At 41.3% G+C, this 25,409-nt stretch carries 21 protein-coding genes and 2 pseudogenes; 10 read left to right on the top strand and 13 right to left on the bottom strand.

Annotated elements, in window-relative coordinates; all coding sequences use genetic code 11:
• The 4 genes and pseudogenes from V7K56_RS23820 to V7K56_RS23805 form a co-directional block, all read right to left on the bottom strand.
• Window positions 1-502: pseudogene (locus tag V7K56_RS23820) on the bottom strand (hypothetical protein); the annotation flags it as partial.
• 874 nt (window positions 503-1,376) lie between these two features.
• On the bottom strand, window positions 1,377-1,592 hold the full coding sequence (locus V7K56_RS23815) for a type II toxin-antitoxin system HicB family antitoxin (protein WP_334914218.1): 216 nt from the start codon (window positions 1,590-1,592) through the stop codon (window positions 1,377-1,379).
• A 71-nt stretch (window positions 1,593-1,663) separates the two neighbouring features.
• Complete coding sequence (locus V7K56_RS23810) at window positions 1,664-2,827, bottom strand: hypothetical protein (RefSeq protein WP_334914216.1); 1,164 nt, start codon at window positions 2,825-2,827, stop codon at window positions 1,664-1,666.
• Between the two features lie 184 nt (window positions 2,828-3,011).
• A complete protein-coding gene (locus V7K56_RS23805) occupies window positions 3,012-3,533 on the bottom strand; it encodes a hypothetical protein (protein WP_334914214.1) in 522 nt (173 codons plus the stop codon).
• 415 nt (window positions 3,534-3,948) lie between these two features.
• Here V7K56_RS23805 and nfi point away from each other — a divergent pair, with 415 nt between their 5' ends.
• The 3 genes from nfi (at window position 3,949) to V7K56_RS23790 (ending at window position 7,364) form a co-directional block, all read left to right on the top strand.
• On the top strand, window positions 3,949-4,614 hold the full coding sequence (gene nfi / locus V7K56_RS23800) for a deoxyribonuclease V (protein ID WP_334914212.1): 666 nt from the start codon (window positions 3,949-3,951) through the stop codon (window positions 4,612-4,614).
• A 107-nt stretch (window positions 4,615-4,721) separates the two neighbouring features.
• Entirely contained in the window at window positions 4,722-5,273 is a 552-nt protein-coding gene (locus V7K56_RS23795) for an FHA domain-containing protein (protein ID WP_334914210.1), read from the top strand.
• A 132-nt stretch (window positions 5,274-5,405) separates the two neighbouring features.
• On the top strand, window positions 5,406-7,364 hold the full coding sequence (locus V7K56_RS23790) for an FHA domain-containing protein (RefSeq protein WP_334914208.1): 1,959 nt from the start codon (window positions 5,406-5,408) through the stop codon (window positions 7,362-7,364).
• A gap of 2 nt (window positions 7,365-7,366) precedes the next feature.
• On the opposite strand, the gene V7K56_RS23785 is transcribed toward V7K56_RS23790, so the two are convergent.
• Together V7K56_RS23785 and V7K56_RS23780 are read right to left on the bottom strand one after the other, a co-directional pair.
• Window positions 7,367-7,717, bottom strand: coding sequence for a hypothetical protein (locus V7K56_RS23785; protein ID WP_334914207.1), 351 nt, complete (start codon window positions 7,715-7,717; stop codon window positions 7,367-7,369).
• Between the two features lie 290 nt (window positions 7,718-8,007).
• Window positions 8,008-8,268: a hypothetical protein gene (locus V7K56_RS23780; RefSeq protein ID WP_334914205.1), complete on the bottom strand. Its 261-nt coding sequence runs from the start codon at window positions 8,266-8,268 to the stop codon at window positions 8,008-8,010.
• Window positions 8,269-8,402: 134 nt separating this feature from the next.
• Between V7K56_RS23780 and V7K56_RS23775 the strand changes: the two genes are divergently transcribed.
• Window positions 8,403-11,177 carry a tetratricopeptide repeat protein gene (locus V7K56_RS23775; RefSeq protein ID WP_334914203.1) on the top strand — a complete coding sequence of 925 codons (2,775 nt, stop codon included), beginning with the start codon at window positions 8,403-8,405 and terminating at the stop codon, window positions 11,175-11,177.
• Here the strand turns inward: V7K56_RS23775 and V7K56_RS23770 are convergent.
• Window positions 11,174-11,338 carry a hypothetical protein gene (locus V7K56_RS23770; RefSeq protein WP_334914201.1) on the bottom strand — a complete coding sequence of 55 codons (165 nt, stop codon included), beginning with the start codon at window positions 11,336-11,338 and terminating at the stop codon, window positions 11,174-11,176. The two genes, V7K56_RS23775 and V7K56_RS23770, sit on opposite strands and share 4 nt — an antisense overlap.
• Before the next feature lie 1,230 nt (window positions 11,339-12,568).
• On the opposite strand from V7K56_RS23770, the gene V7K56_RS23765 reads away from it, so the two are divergent.
• Window positions 12,569-13,099: a hypothetical protein gene (locus V7K56_RS23765; protein ID WP_334914200.1), complete on the top strand. Its 531-nt coding sequence runs from the start codon at window positions 12,569-12,571 to the stop codon at window positions 13,097-13,099.
• 548 nt (window positions 13,100-13,647) lie between these two features.
• Window positions 13,648-15,414, top strand: a complete 1,767-nt coding sequence (locus V7K56_RS23760; RefSeq protein ID WP_334914199.1) for a tetratricopeptide repeat protein — start codon at window positions 13,648-13,650, stop codon at window positions 15,412-15,414.
• A gap of 75 nt (window positions 15,415-15,489) precedes the next feature.
• Here the strand turns inward: V7K56_RS23760 and V7K56_RS23755 are convergent, their stop codons facing one another.
• Window positions 15,490-15,987 (bottom strand): pentapeptide repeat-containing protein, encoded by a 498-nt coding sequence (locus V7K56_RS23755; RefSeq protein WP_334914197.1) that lies wholly within the window; start codon window positions 15,985-15,987, stop codon window positions 15,490-15,492.
• Between the two features lie 268 nt (window positions 15,988-16,255).
• Between V7K56_RS23755 and gcvT the strand changes: the two genes are divergently transcribed.
• From gcvT to gcvP, 3 genes are all read left to right on the top strand, one after another.
• The gene (gcvT, locus tag V7K56_RS23750) at window positions 16,256-17,392 is read left to right on the top strand and encodes a glycine cleavage system aminomethyltransferase GcvT (RefSeq protein WP_334914195.1); all 1,137 of its coding nucleotides are present in this window, start codon (window positions 16,256-16,258) and stop codon (window positions 17,390-17,392) included.
• A gap of 124 nt (window positions 17,393-17,516) precedes the next feature.
• Complete coding sequence (gcvH, locus tag V7K56_RS23745; RefSeq protein ID WP_289797706.1) at window positions 17,517-17,906, top strand: glycine cleavage system protein GcvH; 390 nt, start codon at window positions 17,517-17,519, stop codon at window positions 17,904-17,906.
• Window positions 17,907-18,081: 175 nt separating this feature from the next.
• On the top strand, window positions 18,082-20,994 hold the full coding sequence (gene gcvP / locus V7K56_RS23740; protein ID WP_334914193.1) for an aminomethyl-transferring glycine dehydrogenase: 2,913 nt from the start codon (window positions 18,082-18,084) through the stop codon (window positions 20,992-20,994).
• Window positions 20,995-21,262: 268 nt separating this feature from the next.
• Here gcvP and V7K56_RS23735 read toward each other — a convergent pair whose 3' ends face one another.
• From V7K56_RS23735 to V7K56_RS23720, 4 genes and pseudogenes are all read right to left on the bottom strand, one after another.
• On the bottom strand, window positions 21,263-21,688 hold the full coding sequence (locus tag V7K56_RS23735) for a type II toxin-antitoxin system VapC family toxin (protein ID WP_104906391.1): 426 nt from the start codon (window positions 21,686-21,688) through the stop codon (window positions 21,263-21,265).
• A gap of 7 nt (window positions 21,689-21,695) precedes the next feature.
• Window positions 21,696-21,911, bottom strand: coding sequence for a hypothetical protein (locus tag V7K56_RS23730; protein ID WP_334914191.1), 216 nt, complete (start codon window positions 21,909-21,911; stop codon window positions 21,696-21,698).
• Between the two features lie 131 nt (window positions 21,912-22,042).
• Window positions 22,043-22,550, bottom strand: a pseudogene (locus tag V7K56_RS23725) (ARMT1-like domain-containing protein); the annotation flags it as partial.
• A gap of 279 nt (window positions 22,551-22,829) precedes the next feature.
• Window positions 22,830-23,231, bottom strand: coding sequence for a hypothetical protein (locus V7K56_RS23720; RefSeq protein WP_334914189.1), 402 nt, complete (start codon window positions 23,229-23,231; stop codon window positions 22,830-22,832).
• Between the two features lie 568 nt (window positions 23,232-23,799).
• Here V7K56_RS23720 and V7K56_RS23715 point away from each other — a divergent pair.
• Window positions 23,800-24,084: a DUF427 domain-containing protein gene (locus tag V7K56_RS23715; protein WP_334914187.1), complete on the top strand. Its 285-nt coding sequence runs from the start codon at window positions 23,800-23,802 to the stop codon at window positions 24,082-24,084.
• A gap of 128 nt (window positions 24,085-24,212) precedes the next feature.
• Here the strand turns inward: V7K56_RS23715 and V7K56_RS23710 are convergent, their stop codons facing one another.
• Window positions 24,213-25,319, bottom strand: a complete 1,107-nt coding sequence (locus V7K56_RS23710) for a PEP-CTERM sorting domain-containing protein (RefSeq protein WP_334914185.1) — start codon at window positions 25,317-25,319, stop codon at window positions 24,213-24,215.
• Window positions 25,320-25,409 lie beyond the last annotated feature (90 nt).

The following is a 25,409-nucleotide window of genomic DNA, read 5'->3' as shown; positions in this document are numbered from 1 at the left end:
TTGCGATCGCAGTTGGCTCAACTTTGGGTGTTGGTGGTATAGTTGGTTTTGCGATCGCAGTTGGCTCAACTTTGGGTGTTGGTGGTATAGTTGGTTTTGCGATCGCAGTTGGCTCAACTTTGGGTGTTGGTGGTATAGTTGGTCTTGCGATCGCTGTTGGCTCAACTTTGGGTGTTGGTGGTATAGTTGGTCTTGCGATCGCTGTTGGCTCAACTTTGGGTTGTTGAAGAGATAGATTTGGTGATTCCGCGTTCTGCTGCTTTGGTTCTGGCCGGAATACCTCTGCTGAAGATAAGGTTGTTGAGTCAAAAGAACTCTTGCTAGAGGCTTTATGTGCATCTGAATTAGCTGAGTTCACCGCATAAACAGGTTTTTTCGGTAAAGCTTTACCACCTGCAATTGAATTTTTAGTAGCCCGGAATGGGGTTTTTTGGGGTATGTGTGTTTCACTGGGATAAACTTCAACTACCTCAATTGGAATCTCTTGCTTAGACTCAGGCATAAAAGCTGTGAACCAATATTTGCTCCCTATCAGTAAAATAGAGTGTAGAAGGATGGAACTAACTAGACCTGAGAGGATATCGAGGGGGGCCACGCTTCGATAGCGCTGAAATTCATAAGAAAAAGCCATGTTATTGTGCTTTTGCGTGATAGATAACTGCCTCAACAGTCTATTTACTGTCTTCTAACTTAGAGGATATCGTATCTGATTCAAGCAAAACAACGAGATATTGGATGATATCTTTTTTAAACTGGATCAAGCTGAAAATTCTCTGGATAATATAATTCACGATAAGCCAGAATATAGCTTAATTCCTGAGTCTGATTTGACGGACTCCTACCTTGAAAATAACTCGCACTTGAAATTTTAGTACATCAGCACTAGACCATCACCTTGATGGAGCTTTAAAATCTCCTCTTGTGTAGAAAGATAGATTATTTAATAGATTAGGGATATAGCAATCCTATTTGAGATCCGAACAGGGTACATACTAATACAACTTTGGAAAATCAAATTCTTGATGATTGGTAAAGAACTTTAACAGCCATTTGACAACAGTAAAAGATTTGCATATTATTCAAAACTTTTTCAAAAAGTTTTTGGTCTGTAACCAAACATCTTATACAAGATTTTGGTCAGTAGTATGATTTATACTACACCACTAGCTTTAACGATCGCCTTTTGTCTGAGTCCATTAAGCATGATAGTTTATTCTTATTAGTGCCGGAACATCGCACTGCTTTTTCTAGTTTAACGCTGAGGTGCGATGCCTCCGGCGAGCTATGTCTACACGGTCACCCCAGTTTGCCTAGTTTGAATAAATCCTAAACGCTCTAATGCACGAATTGCCTCATTGCCTGATATTCTTGGCAATCTAGACATAGCTAACCTCTATACTAGTTACAAATCTGGGACTAGTATCAATGTCGAGTAAAGGACATTCTTCCAGGTATAATCTTGTAGCTTCTTTTAGATTGGCAAGAGCTTCTTCAATTGTTTCACCTTGGTCAACTGTACCGACTTCAGGACATTCAGCAACATACATATCTTCTTCTTTGTGAAGAATGGAAGTTAATGTTTTAGTTTTCATAGGATTTTTTTGATATGGATAGTCGTGCTATCACACTGCTTTTTTTAGTTTAACGCTGAGGTGTGATCGCATTACTTGCCACCGACGGCATTTTTCTTTGCGTAGTTTAAATTTTTCTGATACTCTATGATTTTTTGCTGGGCTATTGCATAATTTGGGCTAGAAGATGGCACACTTTTCATAAGTGCGATCGCAGCTTCCCACTGACTCACAACTGTTTTCCACTCATCTGGGGATTTCGCTGATTGAGTCAGGTTAGCTGCATTAATTGCTTTGTTTACTGCCTCTCGGAATGTATCAGTTTGAATTAACACAGTCGGCGATTCTGAAGTCACTGGTGAGGGTGTAACTAATACAGGCTTTGATGGTATTTGTGTTGAACTTTTAGAAGTTAGGGGGAATATTTCTACAAATATTGAAGAAAAGTATATTCCTAAAAAAATTGAAAATATTATAAAAACGAACAACAACTTTTTATTAAAATTAATATATTTGCATCGATTCTCGATAATTGTACTTTTTCCATTATTCGATAAACTATTTGATTTTATTGTGTATAAATCCATTTGCCCACGTAATCTATTAAGTTCTTTATTTATACTTAAATTAATGTTTGATTCTGTGTTATCCTTTTTTCTATTAATATAAGAAGCAGATATTATTCGGCATCTTACCAAATATTTAATTTGATAAATTAATGCGGCAGTAAAAATATATAATAATCCAAATATTAATATTATATTGTTATTGATATTTTCTATTCGTGTATAGTATTCAATTTGTTTATCGTAACTAGGATAAAATAATGGTAGAAGTATTATAGAAAAGAAAGCTGCTATCAGTGTAGAGATTGCAATTACAAGCCAAGCGTACAATCCTTCCCACCAACTCATTATTCCTGGTAATAATCCTTGTGTTCGACCTATTTCGGGTGCTTGAATTTCTAATACAAACCGACTAATAAGTAAGTATAAACAATGATGAGTTAAAGAAATTATCGGAATTGGAGATAAGATTAACAATATTGTAAATATAAAAAACAATTTTGGGCTGTGTACAAAATATACGATGTCATAGCCTAACTTTCCAGTATTTTTGACTACAAATATAATAACTCTCAAAAATAGAGTCAAAATCAATGCTTTGAACCAAGAACTAGGATAAGGAAACCATAATGGCCAGTAAAACTTTTGTAGTTCTTGCTTAGTAACGTCCTGATTATTCGCCTGTTTCATAACAAAAAGTGCAAAAAACTGATAAATTGTCGTCTATCTTATGGTTGAGCATCTACATTTATAAGCAATATTGTCAGAAAGTTTATATTTCTATATTTAAATTTTAGTTAAATTTGTTATATCTCTATATAAAAATCCAGATGTGAGACTTTTTTCTACATGATTACATAAGGTAAATGAAATACTAACGTTCCTTTGTAATCACAGAAGTACCATTAGTAATGCTTACTTTTTGAATAAATACGTCACTACAAGATGATAAAATATCAGTGCTGATTTGATTAGCAATAAACTCAAAATCTTGATTTGTTAATCCTTGTGCAGAATCGCCACTTAAATTAATACAAATAGTTAGAAGTTGAGGATTACTAGAAAACTCTTCATTATCTATTGCTTCTATTTCAGCTTGTGCTATGCCCAAATCAAACTCTTGACTCCAATCTGGAAAATCCTTATCTGTTTGTTGTCCATAAACTTTGACTCTTTCAACAGATGCAGCTTCTAAAGCCGTTAACCCTTTACGGATAAATGCAACTAAAATTTGCTGATTTGGTACTTCGGCAGATTCTAGCATTACCTCCAAGCAAGCATCTTGGAAAGTAACCTTTGCAGCGATTCCTTTGGGGTGTAGGTGGCGGTTCATCAGAAATGCGATCGCTTCTGCATCTCCCTGTTTTGCAAGTTCCAAAATATTTGGCTGTGTCATAACCAGTAAAAGAGAAAATCTAGAAAAATAAACTTATATTTCTCAGGATTCCCTCTTGACAGCCTTAAGTAACATGATAATGCAAGATATCAGCTAACTTGGGCTAAAATATTTAGTATAAAGATAGTCACGTCGCTTCTCTACGAGACGCTACGCGTAGCTTGCTTCCCCAAAGGAGTACGCTCCGAATTTAAAATTCAAAATTAATCATCCCCATAAATAAATTTAGCGCAAAGTCTGAGCGGAGGTTTCCTCCGCTCAGAACTTTGTAAGAGAGGGGCTTGTATCCTTTTTGTTCGGTCATTTACAGACTTTTACAAAAATATATTTTCCCTGCATCAACATCAAAAACTCTTGTTTTTGTGGTTGCCAAATTAACAAGATTAAAATTAATCAGTTAATTCCAATTTTAAATATGAACTTTTATCGAGATCATGCTTGGCCTTCGACACTAGAAGAAGCCATAGTTATCCAAGAAACGCTGCAAAATCAAGTAATTACTGAAGACCAACTACAAGAACCTATCCAGTATGTTGCTGGAGTGGATATGGGTTTTGAAGCTGATGGAACAATTAGCCGTGCAGCAGTCGCAGTCCTGAGTTTTCCTGATTTGCAAGTAATCGAGACAAGCCTAGCATATCGTCCTACAACCTTTCCTTATGTTCCTGGGTTCCTCTCATTTCGGGAAATTCCAGCTGTCCTTGATGCCCTAGAAAAGATTAAAACAACACCAAATATTATCTTGTGTGATGGTCAGGGAATTGCTCATCCCCGCAGATTAGGTATAGCTAGCCATTTAGGGTTACTTATAGATATGCCGACAATTGGTGTAGCTAAGTCTAGGTTGGTAGGTAAGCATGAACAATTGGCAGAAACTAAAGGTAGCACACAACCACTAATATATAACGGTGAAATTATTGGGGCAGTTTTGCGATCGCGCACGGGAGTAAAACCTCTGTATATCTCCAGTGGTCATCGAATTAGTTTACCAACAGCGATTGACTATGTGTTACGCTGTACGCCCAAATATCGGCTGCCAGAAACTACACGCATCGCTGATAAACTAGCGTCGGCAAAATAAAGCTTGTTGAAGTTTTTTCTAAATACTTGCTTGCACCGACTCAATCGTGTTAGGAATCGCACAGAAAGAAGTTGAAGTAGCTAAATACGATTTACGAAGTTAGAACAATGAACGCACTAACTTTACAGTGGCACGATGCAGGTCAAGATAGAACTCAGAAGATTTACGAACAACAGCCAAGTCAAAATCCTGGCACTGTCCGCATCGGTCGCGACCCCCTCCGGTGCGACATTGTTCTGAGTCACCCTACTGTCTCTGGACTCCACGTTGAAATATTTTTTCATCACCAGCAACAATGCTTTTATATTAGGAATTTGCGATCGCAAAATCCCCCCGTTGTCGATGGACGGCAATTAGTCCAAGGTGAAATGCCTTTAACTGAAGGTACTAGCATCTCTTTGGGACAAATAAAACTCAATGTTACAAGGGTTTCCACAGGTAGCATTCCAGCAACAATTTTGCTACCACCCAATCCAGCAGTAAATCTCGAACATCACCATTACCCACCAACACCCCCCGCACCACCGCCAGGGGTTTATGGCTTAGAATGCCCCAAATGTCATAAAGTTTCCCCAGCAGAGAATCTACAAATTGGCTGTCATTGGTGTGGGACATCTTTAGCTGCGGCTGTGAGTGTGTTGGTAGCACCAGGTAGTTGAGAGAGAGACAAGGGAGACAAGGGAGACAAATCAATTCAAAATTCAAAATTCAAAATTCAAAATTAAAGAACTCCTGCCTCCTGCCTTTTCTTTTTCAATGCCCAATGATCAATGACAAATGACAAATGACCAATGACAAATGACTTACAAATCCAATTGAGTTGGGAAGAACCAGCGACGGGAGAACGGCGAGAACCACTGTTAAGTATGCCGATCGCTTTTGGTCGAGAATTTGCTCGCTTACCTGCTGAACTCAGGGGAATGCGCGTTTCTCGGATGCTACTTAACAGTAATGAAGTCTCTCGCTATCATGCCCTAATTGACTGGGAACAAGACCATTTAGTAGTGATTGACCAAGGCAGCGTTAACGGTGTCTATGTCAATGGTCAACTACAAACGCGTAGTGTTTTAGTTAATGGCGATACGTTGCAAATTGGCCCATATTTGATCGCAGTGACATTTGGTGCTAACGCCTCTGCCGCAGATACTACCCCACCTTCAACAATTCACTTCAACGCAAAAACCAATCGCCCAGACCCCAGCTTACCTGTAGTTCAGCCGCTAACGCCCGTGGCAAGTAATTTCCCGCCATTGGCATTTCAGGCACAAAAGGTTTCTGTGCAAGCACTTCATGCTACGGGCTTACCAGTAGATGAATCTGATTATCTAGCGATCGGGGCGGGATTGGGTAGCTTTTTATGGGCTGATTTGCTGAGAATTAGTGGTGTGCGTGCCCAGAAGATTGTGGCTTTGGGATTAGAGGCGGAACCTTATGCTCGTTACAAGCGCCTCTGTTTGAATTCACAAATTCCCTTATATGAAAGATTGCGTTCTAATTCTGACTCCTGTCCTGATAATATTTGGGGTTGGCCTAGTTATGCCTTGCGTGAAGCTTGGGGAGACTTAGCTAAGGGAGAGATAAAGTCAGCATTCAAGTATTTATGGCAAGTGTTTGCCGAACCAACATTTGCAGAAACTTATACTCCCCGTGCAGGTAATGTCTTTGATTCCATAGATAGGGAGGCGAAGCGCATTGGCTGGAATCAAATTTATCGCTATGGGCGAGTTAGGGTAATTCGCAAAACCGATGACGGTAGATATTGCGTAGCCTATTCTCGCGGTCCAGGAAATTATGCTTTTTTAGTTAGTCGTTATTTACATTTAGCTACTGGTTATCCAGCAATTCAGTTTCTTCCAGATTTGCAAGCTTATAGGGAAAAATATCAAGATTTTAAATCTGTCGTCAATGCTTATGAAGCCCACGATCGCGTTTATGAGCAACTAGAGCAACATGGTGGTACGGTATTGATTCGGGGGCGGGGAATTGTAGCTTCGCGGATTGTGCAGCGGATTTATGAAGCCAGAAAGCGAAATCGAAATATTGCAGTTTTGCATTTAATGCGATCGCCTAAACCCCAAGGTAATAAATTTCAAAATGCCCAACGCTTAGTCAAAAATCATTACGAATTTCAACCCTTTAACTGGCCGAAAGCCTGTTGGGGCGGCGAACTCCGGGCAATGTTAGAAAAAGCCACCCCCGATGAACGCAAGCGTTTACTAGCAGACTGGGGTGGAACTACTACCGCCGACCGCCACGACTGGCAGCAAATTACTGCTCAAGGGTTAAGCGAAGGCTGGTATCAAATTACCTTCGGTGAGGTTCTGGATGTAGAACGAGATGCCCAAAACCGGACTATTACCCGTATCCGAGAACAAAGCTTTGGGGAAATGAAATTGTTAGCTGACTTTATTGTTGATGCTACCGGACTGGATGCCAAAGTAGATGCCAATCCCCTGTTAGTAGATTTGGTGAAACATTACAACCTCCCAGTAAACCACCTGGGGCGATTAACTGTAGCGAACAATTTTGAATTAGTAGAAATGCGTAGCGATCAAGGTCAAATGTATGCGGCTGGGGCTATTACTTTAGGTGGCCCTTATGCCGCAGTTGATAGTTTCTTGGGCTTGCAATACGCCGCATTAGTCGCCGTTGATGGACTCGCCGCCGCGCGTGCGCCTGGAGTTCAAAGGTTGAATGTTGTAAGTTCCTTTGGGCAGTGGTTGAAGTGGGTGTTAAATCAGTCACCTTAGAATTAGGAGGCAGGGGGCAAGGGAGCAGGGGAGCAGGAGGCAGAAGAGATAGAGTATTTATCTGGCTGTTTTGAGTAGCAAATCCCAACTTCGAGGCTGAAAGGCGCAACGTTGAGGATAAAAGGTGCAACTTCGAGAATAAAAGGCTCAACGTTGAAGATAAAAAGTACAACTTCGAGGCTGAAAGGCGCAACGTTGAGGATAAAAAGCGCAACGTTGAGGATAAAAAGCGCAACGTTGAGGATAAAAGGTGCAACGTTGAAGATAAAAGGCGCAACGTTGAGGATAAAAAGTGCAACTTCGAGGATAAAAGGCGCAACATTGAGGTTCAGAGGCTCAACTTCGAGGTTCAAAGGCTCAAAAGCTCAAGTGACGGGCGATACCATCAGTGAGCTTTCCTGCGGAACGCTGCGCGAACGCTAACACAGAATTCTTGCTCTCTGATATGGTGAGTAGTTAACCAAGATTTTAGTGAAATCAATAGCCTGCCTGCGATTCAAATCGCAGGCTAACAGCAGAAGTCAGTTTTAACTGACTCAAATTAACTAAATTTAGTCCGTTTGAACGGACTTAGGCTATTAGCCTCGGAATTGATTTCGAGGCTAATAGCAACGAAGCAAAGAATTTGGCTTTGCCAGTGTCCCTACTTAGTTTTTTCCCTTGTTGGGCGCACCATCACAGGCACTAAACTTTTAACTAAACCCGTAATCGCCACAATCACAGAAGCAATTCCCCCAATCGACAATGAAGTTAAAATTGCCACCGCCAGAATAATTTCAGTAGGGCTGTATCCGTCTCGCATCCAGGTAGATGGATTCTCTACGGATGTTGGTGAGGTGGGGATTAATTGCGAAGTTTGGGTGGTTTGATTAGCGTTGACTGGAGTTGTTAAGGCAGTTTTCACGGCTGAATCTCTTCTAAATGTTTCTATGCAAATCGTATTTCTGCCAGAAGAAGAGGAGATTCCCTAGAAATGGAGACAAAGTAAAGAGAAGGTAGAAATTAAGTAGAATTGAGAAGAAATCTCACAAGCTGTCTATGCAATGGGCTGATTTTTTAGCCAATGAAGCTGCTACTCATAGCTTATCCTCAGAGCAAACGGCAGCTTTTGTAGAGCGGTTAAAGACTGAAAACTCAGGGAAGAGTGAGGCAAAACTTGCCAGCGAATTGAACATCGGTGCGGCTGCGTTGAAAAAGCGGATGACTGAGGTTTATGACAAGTTCGCCCAGAGTTATCCTGAGTTAGCCAATTCTAAAGGTCGGGGTAAGCTAGAAAAGTTACGGGCTTGCTTGACAAACAAATATAATGGCGGGCAAGATGCCCACCCCACAATTAAAGAAATTCATCAAAATATTCCCGCTGCTGTTCCATTTGAAAAATTTGTGGGACGTGAGGCGGAACTAGAAAAACTACACCAGCAATTACAAACATCTCGGCAAGTTGCAATTGTAGCTGTGGCGGGTATGGGTGGTGTGGGCAAAACTGAACTTGCTACTCAATACGCTAAACAGCATTTGCAGAATTATCAAGGTGGGGTTTGCTGGTTATCAGCACAGGGAATCGATATCGGAATTCAGATTCTCAGATTTTCAGAATTAAAATTTAAACTCATTGCACCGGATGACTGGGAATTAACAGATAGGCTGAGATACTGCTGGCAGAATTGGCAACAAGGTGAAGTGCTGCTGGTCTTTGATGATGTCACCGACTACAAAAAACAGGTTCAGCCTTATTTACCCCCGGAATCACCCCGGTTTAAAGTCTTGCTGACAACGCGCCTGGGGTTTGATAGAACATTGCCGCAATTACGTTTAGATATTCTCAAACCATTGGCGGCGATGAAATTATTAAAATCGCTGGTTGATAGAGAACGACTCAAAAGCGAATCTTGGGTTGTGAGAAAAATTTGTAAATTCTTGGGATATTTACCTTTGGCGTTAGAGTTAGTAGGGCGATATCTTGATACAATGCCAGATTTGTCTCTGGAAAAACTGCTAAAAAGGCTAGAGAAAAAGCGACTGGAACACGAAGCAATTGCCAAGGCTAACCCGTTGATGCGTTATGGATATGGTGTGGCTGAAGCTTTTGCATTGAGTTGGGAACAGTTGGATGAAAATGCACAAAGCTTAGGCTGTTGGCTGAGTTTGTATGCTTTGGCTGATATTCCTTTTTCTGTTGAGGCGATAGAAGATGACGATAAACAAGAACTCTACGAGAAAGCTTTAGCTGAGTTGCAGAAATTGCATTTAATACAATGGCAAAGTAAAGGAATTTATCGTCTACATCCACTGATTCGGCAATTTTTCCAAATGAAGTTGGATGAGTCAAGCAAAGCAGATGAGGTGAAAACTGCCTTTGCAGCGATGATGGTAGAGGAGGCAAAGCAAATTCCTCCACAGCCTAACCGTGAAGATATTTTCAACCTCACTCCACATATCCCCCACCTTGCAGAAGTTGCAACCCACCTATTCCAATATCTCAGTGACGAGGATTTAATTTGGTCTTTCACAAGCTTAGGCAGATTTTATGAAGGTCAAGCACTTTATCCGCAAGCAGAACCTTGGTACAAACGATGTGTAGAGGTAGCTGAACATCGTCTTGGGTTAGAACATCCCCTTGCCGCCACTATCCTGAACAATCTCGCATTACTCTACAGTTCTACAGGACGCTACAGCGAAGCCGAACCCTTGCTTGAGCAAGCTTTAGAACTGAGTAAACGCTTACTGGGAGATAACCACTCCGATGTTGCCACTAGCCTGAATAATCTCGCATTACTCTACAGTTCTACAGGACGCTACAGCGAAGCTGAACCCTTGCTTGAGCAAGCTTTGGAACTGTACAGCTTACTGAGAGTGAGAGACAACCATCCCGATGTCGCCGCTATCCTGAGCAGTCTCGCACAACTCTACCGTTCCACAGGACGCTACAGCGAAGCCGAACCCCTGCATCTGCAAGCTTTGGAACTGAGAAAACGCTTATTGGGAGACAACCATTCCGATGTTGCCCATAGCATGAACAATCTCGCAGCACTCTACAGCTCTACAGGACGCTACAGCGAAGCTGAATCCTTGCTTGAGCAAGCTTTGGAACTGTACAAACGCTTACTGGGAGACAACCATCCCCTTGTCGCCACTAGCCTGAATAATCTCGCAGAACTCTACCGTTCTACAGGACGCCACAGCGAAGCTGAACCCTTGCTTGAGCAAGCTTTGGAACTGAGAAAACGCTTATTGGGAGACAACCATCCCGATGTTGCCACTAGCCTGAATAATCTCGCATTACTCTACAGTTCTACAGGACGCTACAGCGAAGCTGAACCCTTGCTTGAGCAAGCTTTGGAACTGTACAGCTTACTGAGAGTGAGAGACAACCATCCCGATGTCGCCGCTATCCTGAGCAGTCTCGCACAACTCTACCGTTCCACAGGACGCTACAGCGAAGCCGAACCCCTGCATCTGCAAGCTTTGGAACTGAGAAAACGCTTATTGGGAGACAACCATTCCGATGTTGCCCATAGCATGAACAATCTCGCAGCACTCTACAAATCTACAGGACGCTACAGCGAAGCCGAACCCCTGTATCAGCAAGCTTTGGAACTGAAAAAAGGTTTACTAGGAGACAACCATCCCAATGTCGCTACTATCTTGAACAATCTCGCAGCACTCTACAGTTCTACAGGACGCCACAGCAAAGCCGAACCCCTCTATCAGCAAGCTTTGGCAATTTGTGAGCAGACTTTAGGTGTAGATCATCCCGATACAATGGCAGTTCAGGGAAATTATGCAAGGTTTTTAAGAGAAGCATATCTTTAGCGATCGCACCCTTTCTCACAAAATCGCATCAAATTGATGCCACACAACAGTTGTAGTTCAAACTTTAGCAGCGATCGCCTTCTACACACCAAATAGTACAGTCTAATAATAGTGCGTAGGCGTAGCCTGTCGTAGACATCGTATAGCCATTTTGAGTTCAAAGGTGCAATTTCGAGGTTCAGAAGCTCAACTTTGAGGTTCAGATGCTCAAGTGCGATCGCTTACGAACTGGAACACCACTTAATGTTGTCATCAGAAATTTATTTTTATTTGGCTGGAGAATTAAAAATGAACAACTGGTATTTTAATTTCTAGTATTTCATTTTTTTGTTAAGAAAGATGTGACTAATGTATAGAGGGGAAACAAGAAAATCCGGTTCCTTCCCCTTTATAAGTAGGACTTACGCACACTCTACGAATTCTTGGCGTTCTTGGCGTCTTGGCGGTTCGATAAATTAACGTTTTTCGTGATTTTTGCGTAAGTCCTGATAAGGCTACGGTGTACACACAAATCGCATTACCCCCCTTAATCCCCCCTTGCCAAGGAGGGGGAAAAAAGAAATCTAGTTCCCTGACGCCACTTGCTTCAAGTCGGGCATTGCCCGCCTAACGCAGTGGCTCCCCAATACATACGGGGAGGGTTAGGGTGGGGTAAAAAATATTTAATACATCAATCATGACTTTTCAAACATCCTCTAAGGACAAAGAACAAATGACAAAGGACAACCTTCACTAGTTAATGTGCAATTTTCTTCGCGTAATAGCTTATTTTGTCGCATCAACTTTAAAGAAAATCAAGATTTAGGAGTGGTCAAAGCTCTGCGAAAGCCAGTCACCAAGCTGGATTGATGAAAAAAGTTAGGTTTAAAACCTCGCCCCTCGTGGGCGAAAAAATCCTTGTCTCACTCGGTAGGTAGAAACCCCAACCCTTGTGGGTGGCTGTATTTAATTTTGAATTTTGAATTTTGAATTTTGAATTGATTCATTTCCTTTTCCTGCACACTTTTGACAAATGTGCAATTACTTTAACCTCTCACGAATGCAATAGAGAGTAAGTATCAGCCTTCATGCGTAGGCTAGCAAGAACCGCAGGCATCGCACTCGATTACGATCAATATTCCCATATACAATTATTTACATTCCTAGTACATTCAAAATCGTGTTTAATGTGTCGCTCAACGATGTGCTAGCGAGAATCGAGTCGGGTAGTACCTATGGTGTAAGCCTATAGTTTAGCTACTTTGTTAACTGAATAATCTAGTATTATATTAGGGTGCTTATGACACTAGTAGCGGTATTTCTGATCGTCGTACTGTATTAGCGGATAGCGCAATCCTAATCTCTTTCTAGAAAGAGAAATATATCTTTATCAATGGTTTAGATTAGCGATTATGAACCTGAAAAACATATCCCCAAATTTTCCCCGTCGTCAAATTATCAAAACTGCTCTCACTTTTGCAACTGGCTTAACCACGACATCACTGTTATCTTTTTTGATGACTAAATCCATAAAGCCAGCACAAGCAATTGTTGTGCAACGACCAAATGAATTTGAACTTGAGGGTAAAGGTACTAACATCAAGTATTCAATTCTCAATGGAGCTCCACAACTTGATTACAAAACTAAAAATATTTCTAAGCACTTCAGTGGCGAGCAAATTCAGACATTAGCTACTGATATCGGTACACTACTGACAATAATTATTAGCAGACCACCAAACCCTGATTTGGGAGGAAATGTAGTTAAACTGAGCTTACTTATACCAAGTATCAACCTACCGATTGGGACTCGAGAAACTCCTGTTCAAACTGAAGCCATTTTAACTACTGAAAGAACATCAGGAATTATTCGTACTCCCCTGTTTGGACAATTACAGTCATATCAAACTATAGTACTTACCGGAACCGCGAGATACAGCTAGATACGGTGCTAATTTGCGATCGCCCATCAATTCTAACTTCAAACAGCGATGTCTGACGACAAGCCCTTCGGGTTCGGGGGTTCGCAATCGACGGGAACCGCCAAGACTGCGACCCCCTCACCGCTACAGCGTCTACGCTCCTTCTTCTCTCTTCCTTTGCGGTTTGATTGTGATGCTAAGTAACAAACTACAATCACCCACCTATATCTAAAAGTACGGTGAAAAATAGAGCATAGGTGTAGCCCGTTGTAGATATTATCTAGCCGTTTTGAGTTCCAAACTCGAAACGGCTAGGTTTAAAAGCCTAACTTTCACTCTTAGAGGCTAAATTGGCAATGCCAATGGTATTTTTAGCCCAAAGAAAGGAGACTTCCAAATAAGTAAGTCGGTGCAATAAAATCAAACTATGTCAAGAAAAGTTAACTAGGCTAAAACCCTTTTTCCTCCTGCTTCCTGCCTCCTGCCTCCTGCCTTATCTCAACGATAAATTTTCCCACCCAGCTACTTAGAGACAAAGCTAGAATAAAAATAAATTTTACAAGCTGTTTATGCAATGGGCTAATTTTCTAGCCAAAGAAGCTGCTACGAATGGCTTATCTCTAGAGCAAACGGCAGCTTTTACAAAATATTTTCAGACAGAAAACTTAGGTAAAACTAAAGTTAAACTTGCCAGTGAATTAAATTTTGATGTTGCTGCTTTCACAAAGTGGGTGGGTGAGATATATGACAAGTTTGCCCAGAATAATCCTGAGTTTGCTACTTTCAACAATCGAGACAAATTAGAAAAGTTACAAGCTTACCTGAGCGCAAAATACAATAGCGAATTGGATGTCCTCAAACCATTAGCAGCGATGAAATTATTCAAATCGCTAGTGGTTCGGGAACGATTGCAACAAGAAGCTTGGGTTGCCAGAAGAATTTGTAAATTTTTGGGATATTTGCCTTTAGCGTTAGAGTTAGTGGGACGATATTTAGATAAAATGCCAGATTTGTCTCTGGAAACACTGCTGAAGCGGCTAGAGAAAAAACGAGTGGAACATGAACTAGTAGTCAATGCTAACTCATTGATGCCTGATGAATACGGTATAGTTGAAGCCTTTGAATTAAGTTGGGAACAGTTGGATGGAAATGCCCAAAGCTTTGGCTATTTGCTAAGTTTGTGTGCTTTAGCTGACATACCTCTATCTGTTGAGACAGTAGAAGATGACAAAAAACAAGAACTCAACGAGAAAGCGATAGCCGATTTACTAGAGTTGCATTTGCTACAACAGAAAAGTAAAGGAATTTATCGTCTAAATCCACAGATTCGGCAACTTTTCCGAATGAAGTTGGATAAGTCAAGTGAAGCGGATGAAGCAAAAACTAAATTTGCAGTCATGATGTTAGAGGTAGCAAAGCTAATTCCGCAACAGCTTAACCCTGAAGATATTCTCAACCTCACTCCACATATCCCGCACATTACAGAAGTTGCAACCCACCTATCCGAATATCTGGACGATGAAAATCTAATCACTCTGTTTACCAAATTAGCCTGGTTTTATCAAGGTCAAGGACTTTATCAGCAAGCAGAACCTTGGTTGCAACGGTGTTTAGAACTAACTCAAAATCGTCTTACTTTAGAACATATCGATGTCGCCACTAGTCTGAATAATTTAGCATTACTCTACGAAACTACAGGACGATACAAGGAAGCCGAACCCTTGCTTGAGCAAGCTTTAGCACTAAGAAAACGCCTGCTAGGAGAAGAACATACTGATGTTGCCACTAGCCTGAGCTATTTAGCATTAATCTACGAATCTACAGGACGCTATAGCGAAGCCGAACCTTTGTATCAGCAAGCTTTAGAACTGTGGAAACGCCTAGTGGGAGAAGAACATCCCCATGTTGCCACGAGTCTGAACAATTTAGGAGCATTGTACTGTTATACAAGACGCTACAGTGAAGCTGAACCCTTACTCAAACAAGCATTAAAACTGAGAAAACGTCTGCTGGGAGATAACCATCCTGATGTTGCCACCAGCCTGAACAATTTAGCACAACTTTACGAATCTACAGGAAGTTACAAGCAAGCTGAACCTTTGTATCAGCAAGCTTTAGAACTCAGTAAACGCCTGCTGGGAAATAACCATCCCGATGTCGCCATTAGCCTGAACAATCTAGCAGCACTTTACCGTTATACAAGACGCTACAGGAAAGCCAAACCCTTATTTGAGAAAGCTTTGAAAATTTGCGAACGGACTTTAGGTATAAGTCATCCGACAACTATGACGGTTCGGGCAAATTATGCCAGCTTTTTAAGAGAAGCATATCACTAGCGATCGCTGCGCGTAATTCGTAATTCGTTAAAAAAATATCCCCCTCTTCTTCGCTAATGAAGAGGGGGTAAAAGTCTACTTACATCCTAAAGACTTGCGAGTATCTACACCAGTTTTAGAATTTACACCACTTGCCTTAACACAAAGCTTTTTCACTTGTATTCCATCTAAAATTGCATTCGTAAAATCAGTACCTGTGATATCCACGCCATCAAAAGTAGAACGCAACATCATTGCATCAGTCAACACAGCATCACTAAAATCAGCATCCTTAAACTTTGTTAGATAGGCTATGCCTTGACTAAAATCAGCACCATGCAAATTTACTCCCTCCAATACGCTACTGTTAAATACGCCACCACGTAAGTCAGCATTGCTAAAATTAGCATTCTCTAATTTGAGATTGGTAAACTCAGTACCAATTAAACTTTGACCAGAGTAATCCTTGCCCTTAAGTTCATCATTACCCACAGAACGAGTAATACTGGAAGAACTTGCAGCTTGTGCAGATAGGGGAAACAAAAAAAGAACCATAGCTAAGACAAAGCTAGCTAACAGTCGCCAATATTTCATAATCTCTTCTTAATAAATCTCAACACTTTTACTATTAACTATTAAACCTTACAGAAGGGGACAAGGGAGCAGAGGACAAGGGGACAAGGGGACAAGGGGGAATTATTGAACAAATCTCTCCCAAGTCTCCCCCCTCTTTTTGTCTACCTTGTCTCTTCTTCATGCCCCATGCCCTATGCTCCATAACCAATTCAATACATAAAGACTGTAAAACTAGAAAGCATCTCGTAGGATGATAGATGTTGAGGTGCGATCGCAATAATTACCTGTGGCTAATCAAGAAGACAACGCCCAATCTCTGGCGCGAACCCCCTTATATCAACTGGGTGTAGAACTCAAAGCACGCCTTACCAGCTTTGGTGGCTGGGAAATGCCTGTACAATTTAGTGGAATTAGCCGCGAACACGAGGCTGTAAGAAATACAGCCGGAATGTTCGATATTTCCCACATGGGCAAATTTACCCTTCAAGGTAAAAACCTAATTTCCCAACTCCAGCCACTAGTACCTTCCGATTTGAGTCGTTTGCAAGCTGGTCAAGCACAATACACCGTATTGTTAAATCCTCAAGCGGGAATTATTGACGACATCATTGTTTATTATCAAGGTGAAGACGCTAGTGGTATACAAAAGGCATTCATCATAGTTAATGCGGCAACCTCTGGCAAAGATAAAGCATGGCTATTGCAACACCTTGACCTGGATAAATTACAATTCCAAGACCTTTCACCAGATAAAATCTTAATTGCCGTGCAAGGGCCAAAAGCAATTAAATATCTCCAGCCATTAGTGCAAGAAGACTTACAACCAATCAAAGCCTTTGGACATTTAGAAGCAACCCTGCTAGGTAAACCTGCCTTTTTGGCCCGCACAGGTTACACCGGAGAAGATGGCTTTGAGGTGATGGTAGACCCGAATGTGGGAGTAGAATTGTGGCAAACTCTCCATAAAAGTGGTGTTATCCCCTGTGGACTTGGTGCGAGAGACACTCTGCGCTTAGAAGCAGCAATGGCACTGTACGGACAAGATATCGATGACATCACCACACCCTTAGAAGCAGGTTTGGGGTGGCTAGTTCACTTAGATACTAAAGGCGATTTTATTGGTCGGGAAGTTTTAGCACAACAAAAAGCCGCTGGAGTGCAGCGCCGATTGGTAGGTTTGCAAACCCAAGGACGTAACATTGCCCGTCACGGCTATCAAGTGCTATCTGCAGGAAAAGTTGTGGGAGAAATTACTAGTGGCACCCTGTCACCTACACTTGGTTATCCCATTGCCTTAGCTTACATTTCCACCCGGCTAGCAACTGTCAATCAGCAGCTAGAAGTCGAAATTCGCGGCAAAACTTATCCAGCAGTTGTAGTTAAACGTCCCTTTTATCGGTCAAAAAATCGTGTTGCCAACTGATAAGCGCCGAGATTTTTGAGGAATAATGTGTTGTGAGTTATTCAACTACACTAAGGTTGATTACCAGAGATGACTTGGATGACTGTTAGGGAAATAATTTTTTTGATAAGGGAGAGGAAGTGATATGTCTTTTGAATATCCTCAAGATTTCAGATACCTGGATTCTCATGAATACGTGCGAATCGATGGTGAAATTGCCACCATTGGCATTACTGAGTTTGCCGTACATGAATTGGGTGATATTGTCTTTTTGGAACTGCCAGAAATTGGCGATGCTCTTACCAGGGGAGAAAACTTTGGCACAATTGAATCAGTAAAAGCCGTTGAAGAACTGAATTCACCAGTAACAGGCACAGTTATAGAACGCAATGAAGCCTTAATTAGTTCTCCCGAAGAAGTGTCAGAAGACCCTTATGGGGAAGGGTGGTTTTTGAAAGTGCGTGTCAATGACCCTGGCGAAGTTGAAGATGCCTTGACAGCAGATGAGTATCGTGCCCAAGTAGAAGGAGAGTAGGAAAGAGGCAAAGGGGCGGAGGGGAAAGACTTGCAGCAAATTTCCCTCTGCTCCCCTGCCTTTTTCTATTCTACTGGAAAATAAGTCATGAAATTTAGATAAATTGAAAAGTTACACTTACTTCTCATGAGTATTTATTGCAAAATATGAAATAGTACCATTTGGAGAGTAATTTGTGGTATTAAACGCCCCTATTCTCAAGTCTAATGAGCAGCAAGTGCTGGACGAAAAAAATCAAAAGTTAAGTAGTTTTGTGCCAAGACACATTGGTCCTAACTCCGATGACATCCAGCAAATGCTTAAGGTTTTAGGGTTTCCCAGCCTAGATGCCCTAATTGACCAAACAGTTCCACAGGCAATTCGGCTGAAGCAACTGCTAAAGTTACCAGAAGCAGAAAGTGAGTATGCAGCACTGGCATCGTTAAAAAAAGTTGCTGCCAAAAATCAGGTTTTCCGTTCATACATTGGTATGGGCTATTACGACAGTATTACCCCACCTGTGATTGGGCGTAATATTCTAGAAAACCCTGGTTGGTATACTGCCTACACTCCTTATCAGCCAGAAATTGCCCAAGGGCGACTAGAAGCGCTGCTGAATTTCCAAACCCTGATTATTGACCTCACAGGTTTAGAAATTGCCAATGCTTCGTTACTTGATGAAGCCACAGCCGCTGCTGAAGCGATGAGCCTAAGCTATGGTGTTTGTAAAAATCAGGCAAATGCCTATTTTATCTCTAGTGACTGTCATCCCCAAACCATTGATGTGTTGCAAACACGCGCTCAACCATTAGGGATTAAGATTATTGTTGACGATCATCAAACATTTGATTTTGATCAACCAATTTTTGGGGCTGTTCTGCAATACCCTGCAAGTGATGGCACTATTTACAACTACCGCGCTTTTATAGAAAAAGCCCATGCTAAGGGTGCATTGGTGACGGTAGCAGCAGATCCTTTAAGTTTAACTTTGCTGACCCCTCCTGGAGAATTTGGTGCTGATATTGCTGTAGGAAGCACTCAGCGGTTCGGTATTCCTTTGGGGTTTGGGGGGCCTCATGCGGCATATTTTGCTACGAAGGAAGAGTATAAACGTCTGGTTCCGGGGCGAATTGTGGGAGTATCAAAAGATGCCCAAGGTAAGCCTGCATTACGTCTGGCCTTGCAAACTCGTGAACAGCACATCCGCCGCGAAAAAGCTACTAGTAATATCTGTACTGCACAGGTATTGCTGGCGGTGATGGCGAGTATGTACGCCGTATATCATGGGCCTACTGGACTGAAGCAAATTGCCGAAAATATCCATTCCTTGACGGTGTTATTGGCTGAAGGACTGAAGCGTTTGGGTTACAGCATCAGTTCCAAAGATTTCTTTGATACGCTGCGAGTAGAACTGGGAAGACGCAATTTAAAAGATATTCTGGCAGTTAGCGAACAACTTCAAATTAACCTACGGGTTTTTGATGCCACTGCTGTTGGTATTTCGCTCGATGAAACAACTACACCAGAAGACTTAATCGACCTCTGGCAGATTTTCGCTGGTACAGATGATTTACCCTTCACTTTAGAAGACTTAACTTCTTCCTCATCCTTTCATCTCCCTCTCTCCCGTACCAGTACATATCTTACTCACCCAGTTTTTAACCGCTATCACTCAGAAACTGAGTTGTTGCGCTATCTGCACAGGCTGGAAAGCAAGGACTTGTCGCTAACAACATCAATGATTCCTTTGGGTTCTTGCACAATGAAGTTGAATGCGACAGTTGAGATGATTCCGGTAAGTTGGGAGGAATTTGGCAAGATTCATCCATTTGCCCCAGCGTCGCAAACACAAGGTTATCAAATCCTGTTTGAGCAACTTGAGGCATGGTTAGCTGAAATTACTGGTTTTGCGGGAATTTCTCTACAACCAAATGCTGGTTCTCAGGGCGAATATGCTGGACTTTTAGTAATTCGTCAATATCACAAAAATCGGGGTGAAGCACACCGTAACGTCTGTTTGATTCCCACTTCTGCACACGGGACAAACCCAGCAAGTGCGGTGATGTGCGGGATGAAGGTGGTGGCTGTTGCTTGTGACTCACAAGGTAATATTGACGTTGATGACTTGAAGGCTAAGGCAGAAAAACACAGCAATGAATTAGCTGCCTTAATGGTGACATATCCCTCAACTCACGGTGTCTTTGAGGAGGCAATTCAGGAAATCTGTGCTGTTGTACATAGTCATGGTGGACAAGTTTACATGGATGGGGCAAATATGAACGCCCAAGTGGGAATTTGCCGTCCTGGAGATATTGGTGCGGATGTCTGTCACTTGAATCTGCACAAAACCTTTTGTATTCCACATGGTGGCGGTGGCCCTGGTATGGGACCCATTGGTGTTGCGTCTCATCTTGTGCCTTTTCTACCCAGACATCCTGTTGTCACTATTGACACCTCAACTCAGCCCTCTAATATTGGTGCGGTTGCTGCTGCGCCTTGGGGTAGTGCTAGTATCTTGGTGATTTCTTGGATGTACATTGTGATGATGGGTGCAGATGGTTTAACCCAAGCTACTAAAGTGGCAATTCTCAACGCTAATTACATTGCTAAAAAACTGGAATCGTACTATCCGGTTTTGTATCAGGGGAAAAATGGTCTAGTTGCCCATGAATGTATTTTAGATTTACGATCGCTCAAAAAATCAGCTGCGATCGAAATCGATGATGTTGCCAAGCGTCTCATGGATTATGGTTTCCATGCACCGACTGTCTCCTGGCCTGTAGGAGGTACAATCATGGTGGAACCTACAGAAAGTGAATCTAAGCAAGAGTTGGATCGTTTCTGTGATGCATTGATTTCTATTCGCCAAGAAATTGCCGAAATAGAAATTGGCAAGATGGATGTCCAAGATAATGTTTTGAAGAACGCACCCCACACTGCCGAAAGTCTCATCACCGGAGAATGGCAGCATCCCTATTCTCGCGAACAAGCTGCCTACCCTGCACCTTGGACTCGTGAGTATAAATTCTGGACTGCTGTTGGTCGCATTGACTCAGCTTTTGGGGATAGAAATTTTGTTTGTTCTTGTTTGCCAATGGATGCTTATTAAACTGAAGTGAAGAGTTAGGAGTTATAAGTTAGGAATTAACACTCCTAACTTCTCTAATTCCAAGACAGTAAAGGCGCACAGTTGTCATTGGTGTCAACTTAAGCTGAAAAATGCCATTAAGTTCTTTTCCCTCTGCTCCCAAGATGAAGTTAAAAATCAAAAGTTAAAGGGCAAAACAGAGCTGATGAAGTCTTAATTCTTTTCTTTTTACTTTTAGCTTTTGACTTACTAGCCCCTGCCCCTCTGCGTCTTCCCAATGCCCAAATCCTTACGGCAAATTTTCTCGCAGTAATGCTCGAAACCCTGCTTGTTGAAAATGCTCATCAGCAGTCAATGCTTCAGTGATGCCGCTATATTGCATAACAATAAAAGATACGCAATCGACAAATCCCCATTCTTTCTCTGTTCGTTCGCGATATAGCTGGAAAGCACGTTCGTAGAGTTCCTGAGAAAGGGGAACAATTTCTACTTTGGAGTCTGCTACTAGAGAATTTAATAATATGATTGCCGCCTGACGATAAGGTTGTTGGGATAAGGCATTGCCAATTTCCAACATCACTGCCTGTGTTGTCACCAAACGAGTTTCTGCTGCTTGTAACATTTTAGCCAGATGTAAAGCTCGGTCATGCAAGCGATCGCTCGGTGCAGATAAGGCAATGGCAAATGATGTATCAAGAAAGACTTCAGAATGCATGAAAAGTTTATTTACTGTATAAATATTTATCTATATTGGCAGACCAGTCAGGCGGCCCTTCGAGGTTGAGCGATCGCGCCGTTTGCAAAAATGATACCGTTTCATGTTCGCTGGGCGGTAAAACTTCAATACTGATTCGCACGCGGGTATTAATTGGCAGTGCGATCGGTTCAGCCGGATAGAACACTTTGCCATTAAACACAGCTGTGATTTTTTCTACCATTTTCCTTAAAAAGTTCTTCTAGTCTATCCTAAGCTGGTTGTGGTGATACAGGTAGGGTAGACGACCTTATAAGTAGTGAAGATACGTATACTTGTCTTACAAATTATCTCGATTTTTCAAAATTGTCTAAACTACCAACTGAATACACCCCACTGCCCATTTGTCAACCAAGAAAAGTTAGATTTTGCTACTTTCTCAAGAACTTCTGACTTCAGGGTGCTTAGAACTACCAATTGGCACGGATAAGTAGCAGACTATATCTGCAATATTAATAGTAAAATTCCAATGGCGTAGGCGCAGCCCGTCGTAGACATCGCCTAATAATCGGCGATAATTGGCATCTCCTTTGACTATAACCAAACTCGCATTGGCTAACTCATTTTTGAGGTAGTTGGGTATTTCCCAAAAAGCTAAAGGCGATGTCCAAAAGTAATCTTCAGATAGTACTAAACACCCTGATGCAATATTGTCTTGCAGTGTTTGGGTAAAGGATGTAACTTGTTGATTTCCACTAGCGGCTAAAAAACTTGTTGTGTAATGTACATCCTTCATTATGGCATCAGATACAAAAGTCGGATGTAGTTTTAAGTATAGGTAAACCCGAGCCGCCAGTCCGCTACTTAATAAAAAATCTACTAAAAGTGCGACTTTATTTCAAACCTAATTAACTCAAAAGCGGGATAAATCCATCAATGCTGCAAACAAAGCATTTAAGAAAGTCAGAAAAAAAAGACTGATTATTGTAGAGACGGCGATTCATTGCGTCTCTTGTTTTAACCAAACAGTATTGGGAGTGTGCTTTCTGTTGTTGTAGAAGCCCTGAAAAATTGGGAATTGGATGTAGAAATAACGCTTTTATTAGAAAAATACTAAAGTTATAGAGAGATGCGAAGATTGATTCTAGCACTCCTAAATTGTCTATTGTGAATCATTAGTATCGCCAAAGGATCTCATCTGTAACTCGACTGCGTTGACGTAACTTTGATCGTTCAAAACTTGCGCTGGTAACTTATTAGCCCTGATAGCAGCCTGAACCACATGTTTCGCAGTCAAGTATCCGGTTTGGTATTTGAATAACAAAGTGCCACCACTAGGAATACACTGGTCTTTTAAATAACCTTGATAAGCTAGAAAAGCAATATTGAAGGGTTGCAGATATTTAGTATCTGTGGAATTTTTTCGTAAAGTATTAGAGTTAATATTTGTATTTATTTGTCTACCACCATTATTAGTATTAACTATTTGAGCGCCAGCAATTCTAGGGATGAAAGCAATAGAAGTAATGATAAGTGCAGAATTGACCAATTTTATAAATTTCATAGAGTTATCTTCAAATTAATAAAGTGCAATCAGTTTTCTCTAGTAATAGAGTTCACTGTTTTCTTAATCTCAATCTTTTATCGAAAGTTTACCTGACGGGTTGATTTGTTATTTACCCGAATTGGTAAGTTAAATTCACCCCAATTGGAAAAATGGGGAATTAGGAGAAAGTTTAGTAATAACTTCAAAGAGGCAAAGATATACTAAATAGAATCCTTAGCTGACAGGTATTTTTAGAAGATGCATTAGCGTAGCTCGCCGCAGACATCGTCTATTCACATATCTAAAGATTTTTTGCTTAAGGCTATCAATCGAAATTCAACTTTGTTTTGGTAATTAACTTTCCATACCAATATGCTAGAAAATCTTTATGATGGAAACAAATGCTTTTAATTTTCCAATTGATAAAAAAAAGTGATTGCAATTAATATCTAGAGGAAAATCCTCCAACTCATTGCCTTTTCGTGACTTCTGAACTATTTTGGCAGCGTTACGGTTCCATAAATTCACTACAAATAAGCTGATAGTGTCAAAATGTTATATGTATAGTTTATTTACAAAGTCATTTATGCCGAAAGCAATTTGGAATGGAGCTGTTTTAGCCGAGAGTGATAATACTGTAGTTGTGGAGGGCAACCATTATTTCCCTGTTGACACCATTAACAAACAGTACTTTACTGAAAGCAACACTCACACTACTTGTCCTTGGAAAGGTGTTGCCAGTTACTACAGTATCGACGTTGATGGGCAAGTCAATAAAGATGCTGCTTGGTATTATCCCAGCGCTAAGGAGAAGGCTAAGAATATTGAAGGCCATGTCGCCTTCTGGAAGGGTGTAAAAGTTGAGGCTTAATCAAGGTTCCTGAAAGTATTTAGTTTCAGGTAATTGATATTACATTCGACTAATTGCCCATAAAATACTTAGCCCGTGCACGTGGGCTAAGTATTTAAATTTATTTGCGAATTTATTTTAATACGTAATTATACCTTTGCTTTGCGAAATGCTGCTTGCTTTCTCTTCGCCAGCCAAGCCAGACTAACAGCAAGTATAGTACCAGCGATCGCACTTGGTTCGGGTACTCTTGTCAGTAAAACAACGTCACTGGCTGTAACAACTATATTGCCTCCTGCTCCTGAATTATTGCTACCACCAGCGATCGCACTTGGTTCGGGTACTCTTCTCAGTAAAATGTCACTGGCTATAAGAGTAATGTTGCCTGCTGCTCCTGAATGATTGCTACCAGTAGCGATCGCACTTGGTTGGGGTACTGGTTTCGATATAACAGCACCGGGTCTCACTGTAAGAGCATCGGTTGTAATAGTTAGGGTGCCTGCTGCTCCTGAATGATTGCTACCAGCAGCGATCGCACTTGGTTGGGGTACTGGTTTCGATATAATAGCACCGGGTCTCACTGTAAGAGCATTGGTTGTAATAGTTAGGGTGCCTGCTGCTCCTGAATTCTTGCTACCACCTTTAATATACAGTTTATCAGTAGAGATAGTTAAATTGCCGCTAGATGCAGTTAAATTGCCGCCGATGGTGATGCTATCGAGAGCCGTTACATTACTATCATCGATTCCCGTTAGTCCACCATTGATTACCAAACGCTTGCTGCTGATAGTACTATTAATAAGTTTTAGATTACTATCTATATTTACATTGTGACCGCTAATAGAGCTATTAGTAAACGTTATGTTACTAGAATTGTAAGCATTGAAATTACCAGCGATCGCTAACCCAGAAAATTTAACATCGGCGTCACTAATGTCAAATACGGGAAAGTTATTATTGCTACTGATAGTAAGTAAGTTAGCACCTGGGCCATTAATAGTAAGATTTTTAGCAATCGCAAGTGCCCCACTTGTCAGGGTAATTGTATTGGGATTACTACCCAATAGGAACTCTATCACGTCATTGCTAGTTGCAGTGTTGATAGCGTCTCGCAATGAGCCAAAGCCACTGTCATCAAGATTGTTAACCGTCAAAGTAGCAGCTTGGGCTGATTCCACTTGCATTATCACCCAGCCCAGAGCAACAGCTGTGGAAATAGCTTGAGCAACAGCCTTTTTTCTATTATTTTTTGTCACTTAAAATTCCTCAGATTTAAAGTAAGCATGTATATTGAATGATGTTCAAGTTTATAACGTTTAAGAAAATAAAATATAAGTATAATCTAG

It is taken from the genome of Nostoc sp., from assembly GCF_036917535.1.
Lineage (GTDB): Bacteria > Cyanobacteriota > Cyanobacteriia > Cyanobacteriales > Nostocaceae > Nostoc.
The sequence above is the reverse complement of the archived record's forward strand: the minus strand, read 5'-3'. Positions and strand labels throughout refer to the sequence as shown.

What these genes read in the sequence shown, in the direction of transcription:
- V7K56_RS23815 (WP_334914218.1), bottom strand. Translation starts at nt 1,592, where the DNA reads ATGAAAACTAAAACATTAACTTCCATTCTTCACAAAGAAGAAGATATG.
- V7K56_RS23810 (WP_334914216.1), bottom strand. Translation starts at nt 2,827, where the DNA reads ATGAAACAGGCGAATAATCAGGACGTTACTAAGCAAGAACTACAAAAG.
- V7K56_RS23805 (WP_334914214.1), bottom strand. Translation starts at nt 3,533, where the DNA reads ATGACACAGCCAAATATTTTGGAACTTGCAAAACAGGGAGATGCAGAA.
- nfi (WP_334914212.1), top strand. Translation starts at nt 3,949, where the DNA reads ATGAACTTTTATCGAGATCATGCTTGGCCTTCGACACTAGAAGAAGCC.
- V7K56_RS23795 (WP_334914210.1), top strand. Translation starts at nt 4,722, where the DNA reads ATGAACGCACTAACTTTACAGTGGCACGATGCAGGTCAAGATAGAACT.
- V7K56_RS23790 (WP_334914208.1), top strand. Translation starts at nt 5,406, where the DNA reads ATGACAAATGACTTACAAATCCAATTGAGTTGGGAAGAACCAGCGACG.
- V7K56_RS23775 (WP_334914203.1), top strand. Translation starts at nt 8,403, where the DNA reads ATGCAATGGGCTGATTTTTTAGCCAATGAAGCTGCTACTCATAGCTTA.
- V7K56_RS23765 (WP_334914200.1), top strand. Translation starts at nt 12,569, where the DNA reads ATGAACCTGAAAAACATATCCCCAAATTTTCCCCGTCGTCAAATTATC.
- V7K56_RS23760 (WP_334914199.1), top strand. Translation starts at nt 13,648, where the DNA reads ATGCAATGGGCTAATTTTCTAGCCAAAGAAGCTGCTACGAATGGCTTA.
- V7K56_RS23755 (WP_334914197.1), bottom strand. Translation starts at nt 15,987, where the DNA reads ATGAAATATTGGCGACTGTTAGCTAGCTTTGTCTTAGCTATGGTTCTT.
- gcvH (WP_289797706.1), top strand. Translation starts at nt 17,517, where the DNA reads ATGTCTTTTGAATATCCTCAAGATTTCAGATACCTGGATTCTCATGAA.
- V7K56_RS23735 (WP_104906391.1), bottom strand. Translation starts at nt 21,688, where the DNA reads ATGCATTCTGAAGTCTTTCTTGATACATCATTTGCCATTGCCTTATCT.
- V7K56_RS23730 (WP_334914191.1), bottom strand. Translation starts at nt 21,911, where the DNA reads ATGGTAGAAAAAATCACAGCTGTGTTTAATGGCAAAGTGTTCTATCCG.
- V7K56_RS23720 (WP_334914189.1), bottom strand. Translation starts at nt 23,231, where the DNA reads ATGAAATTTATAAAATTGGTCAATTCTGCACTTATCATTACTTCTATT.
- V7K56_RS23715 (WP_334914187.1), top strand. Translation starts at nt 23,800, where the DNA reads ATGCCGAAAGCAATTTGGAATGGAGCTGTTTTAGCCGAGAGTGATAAT.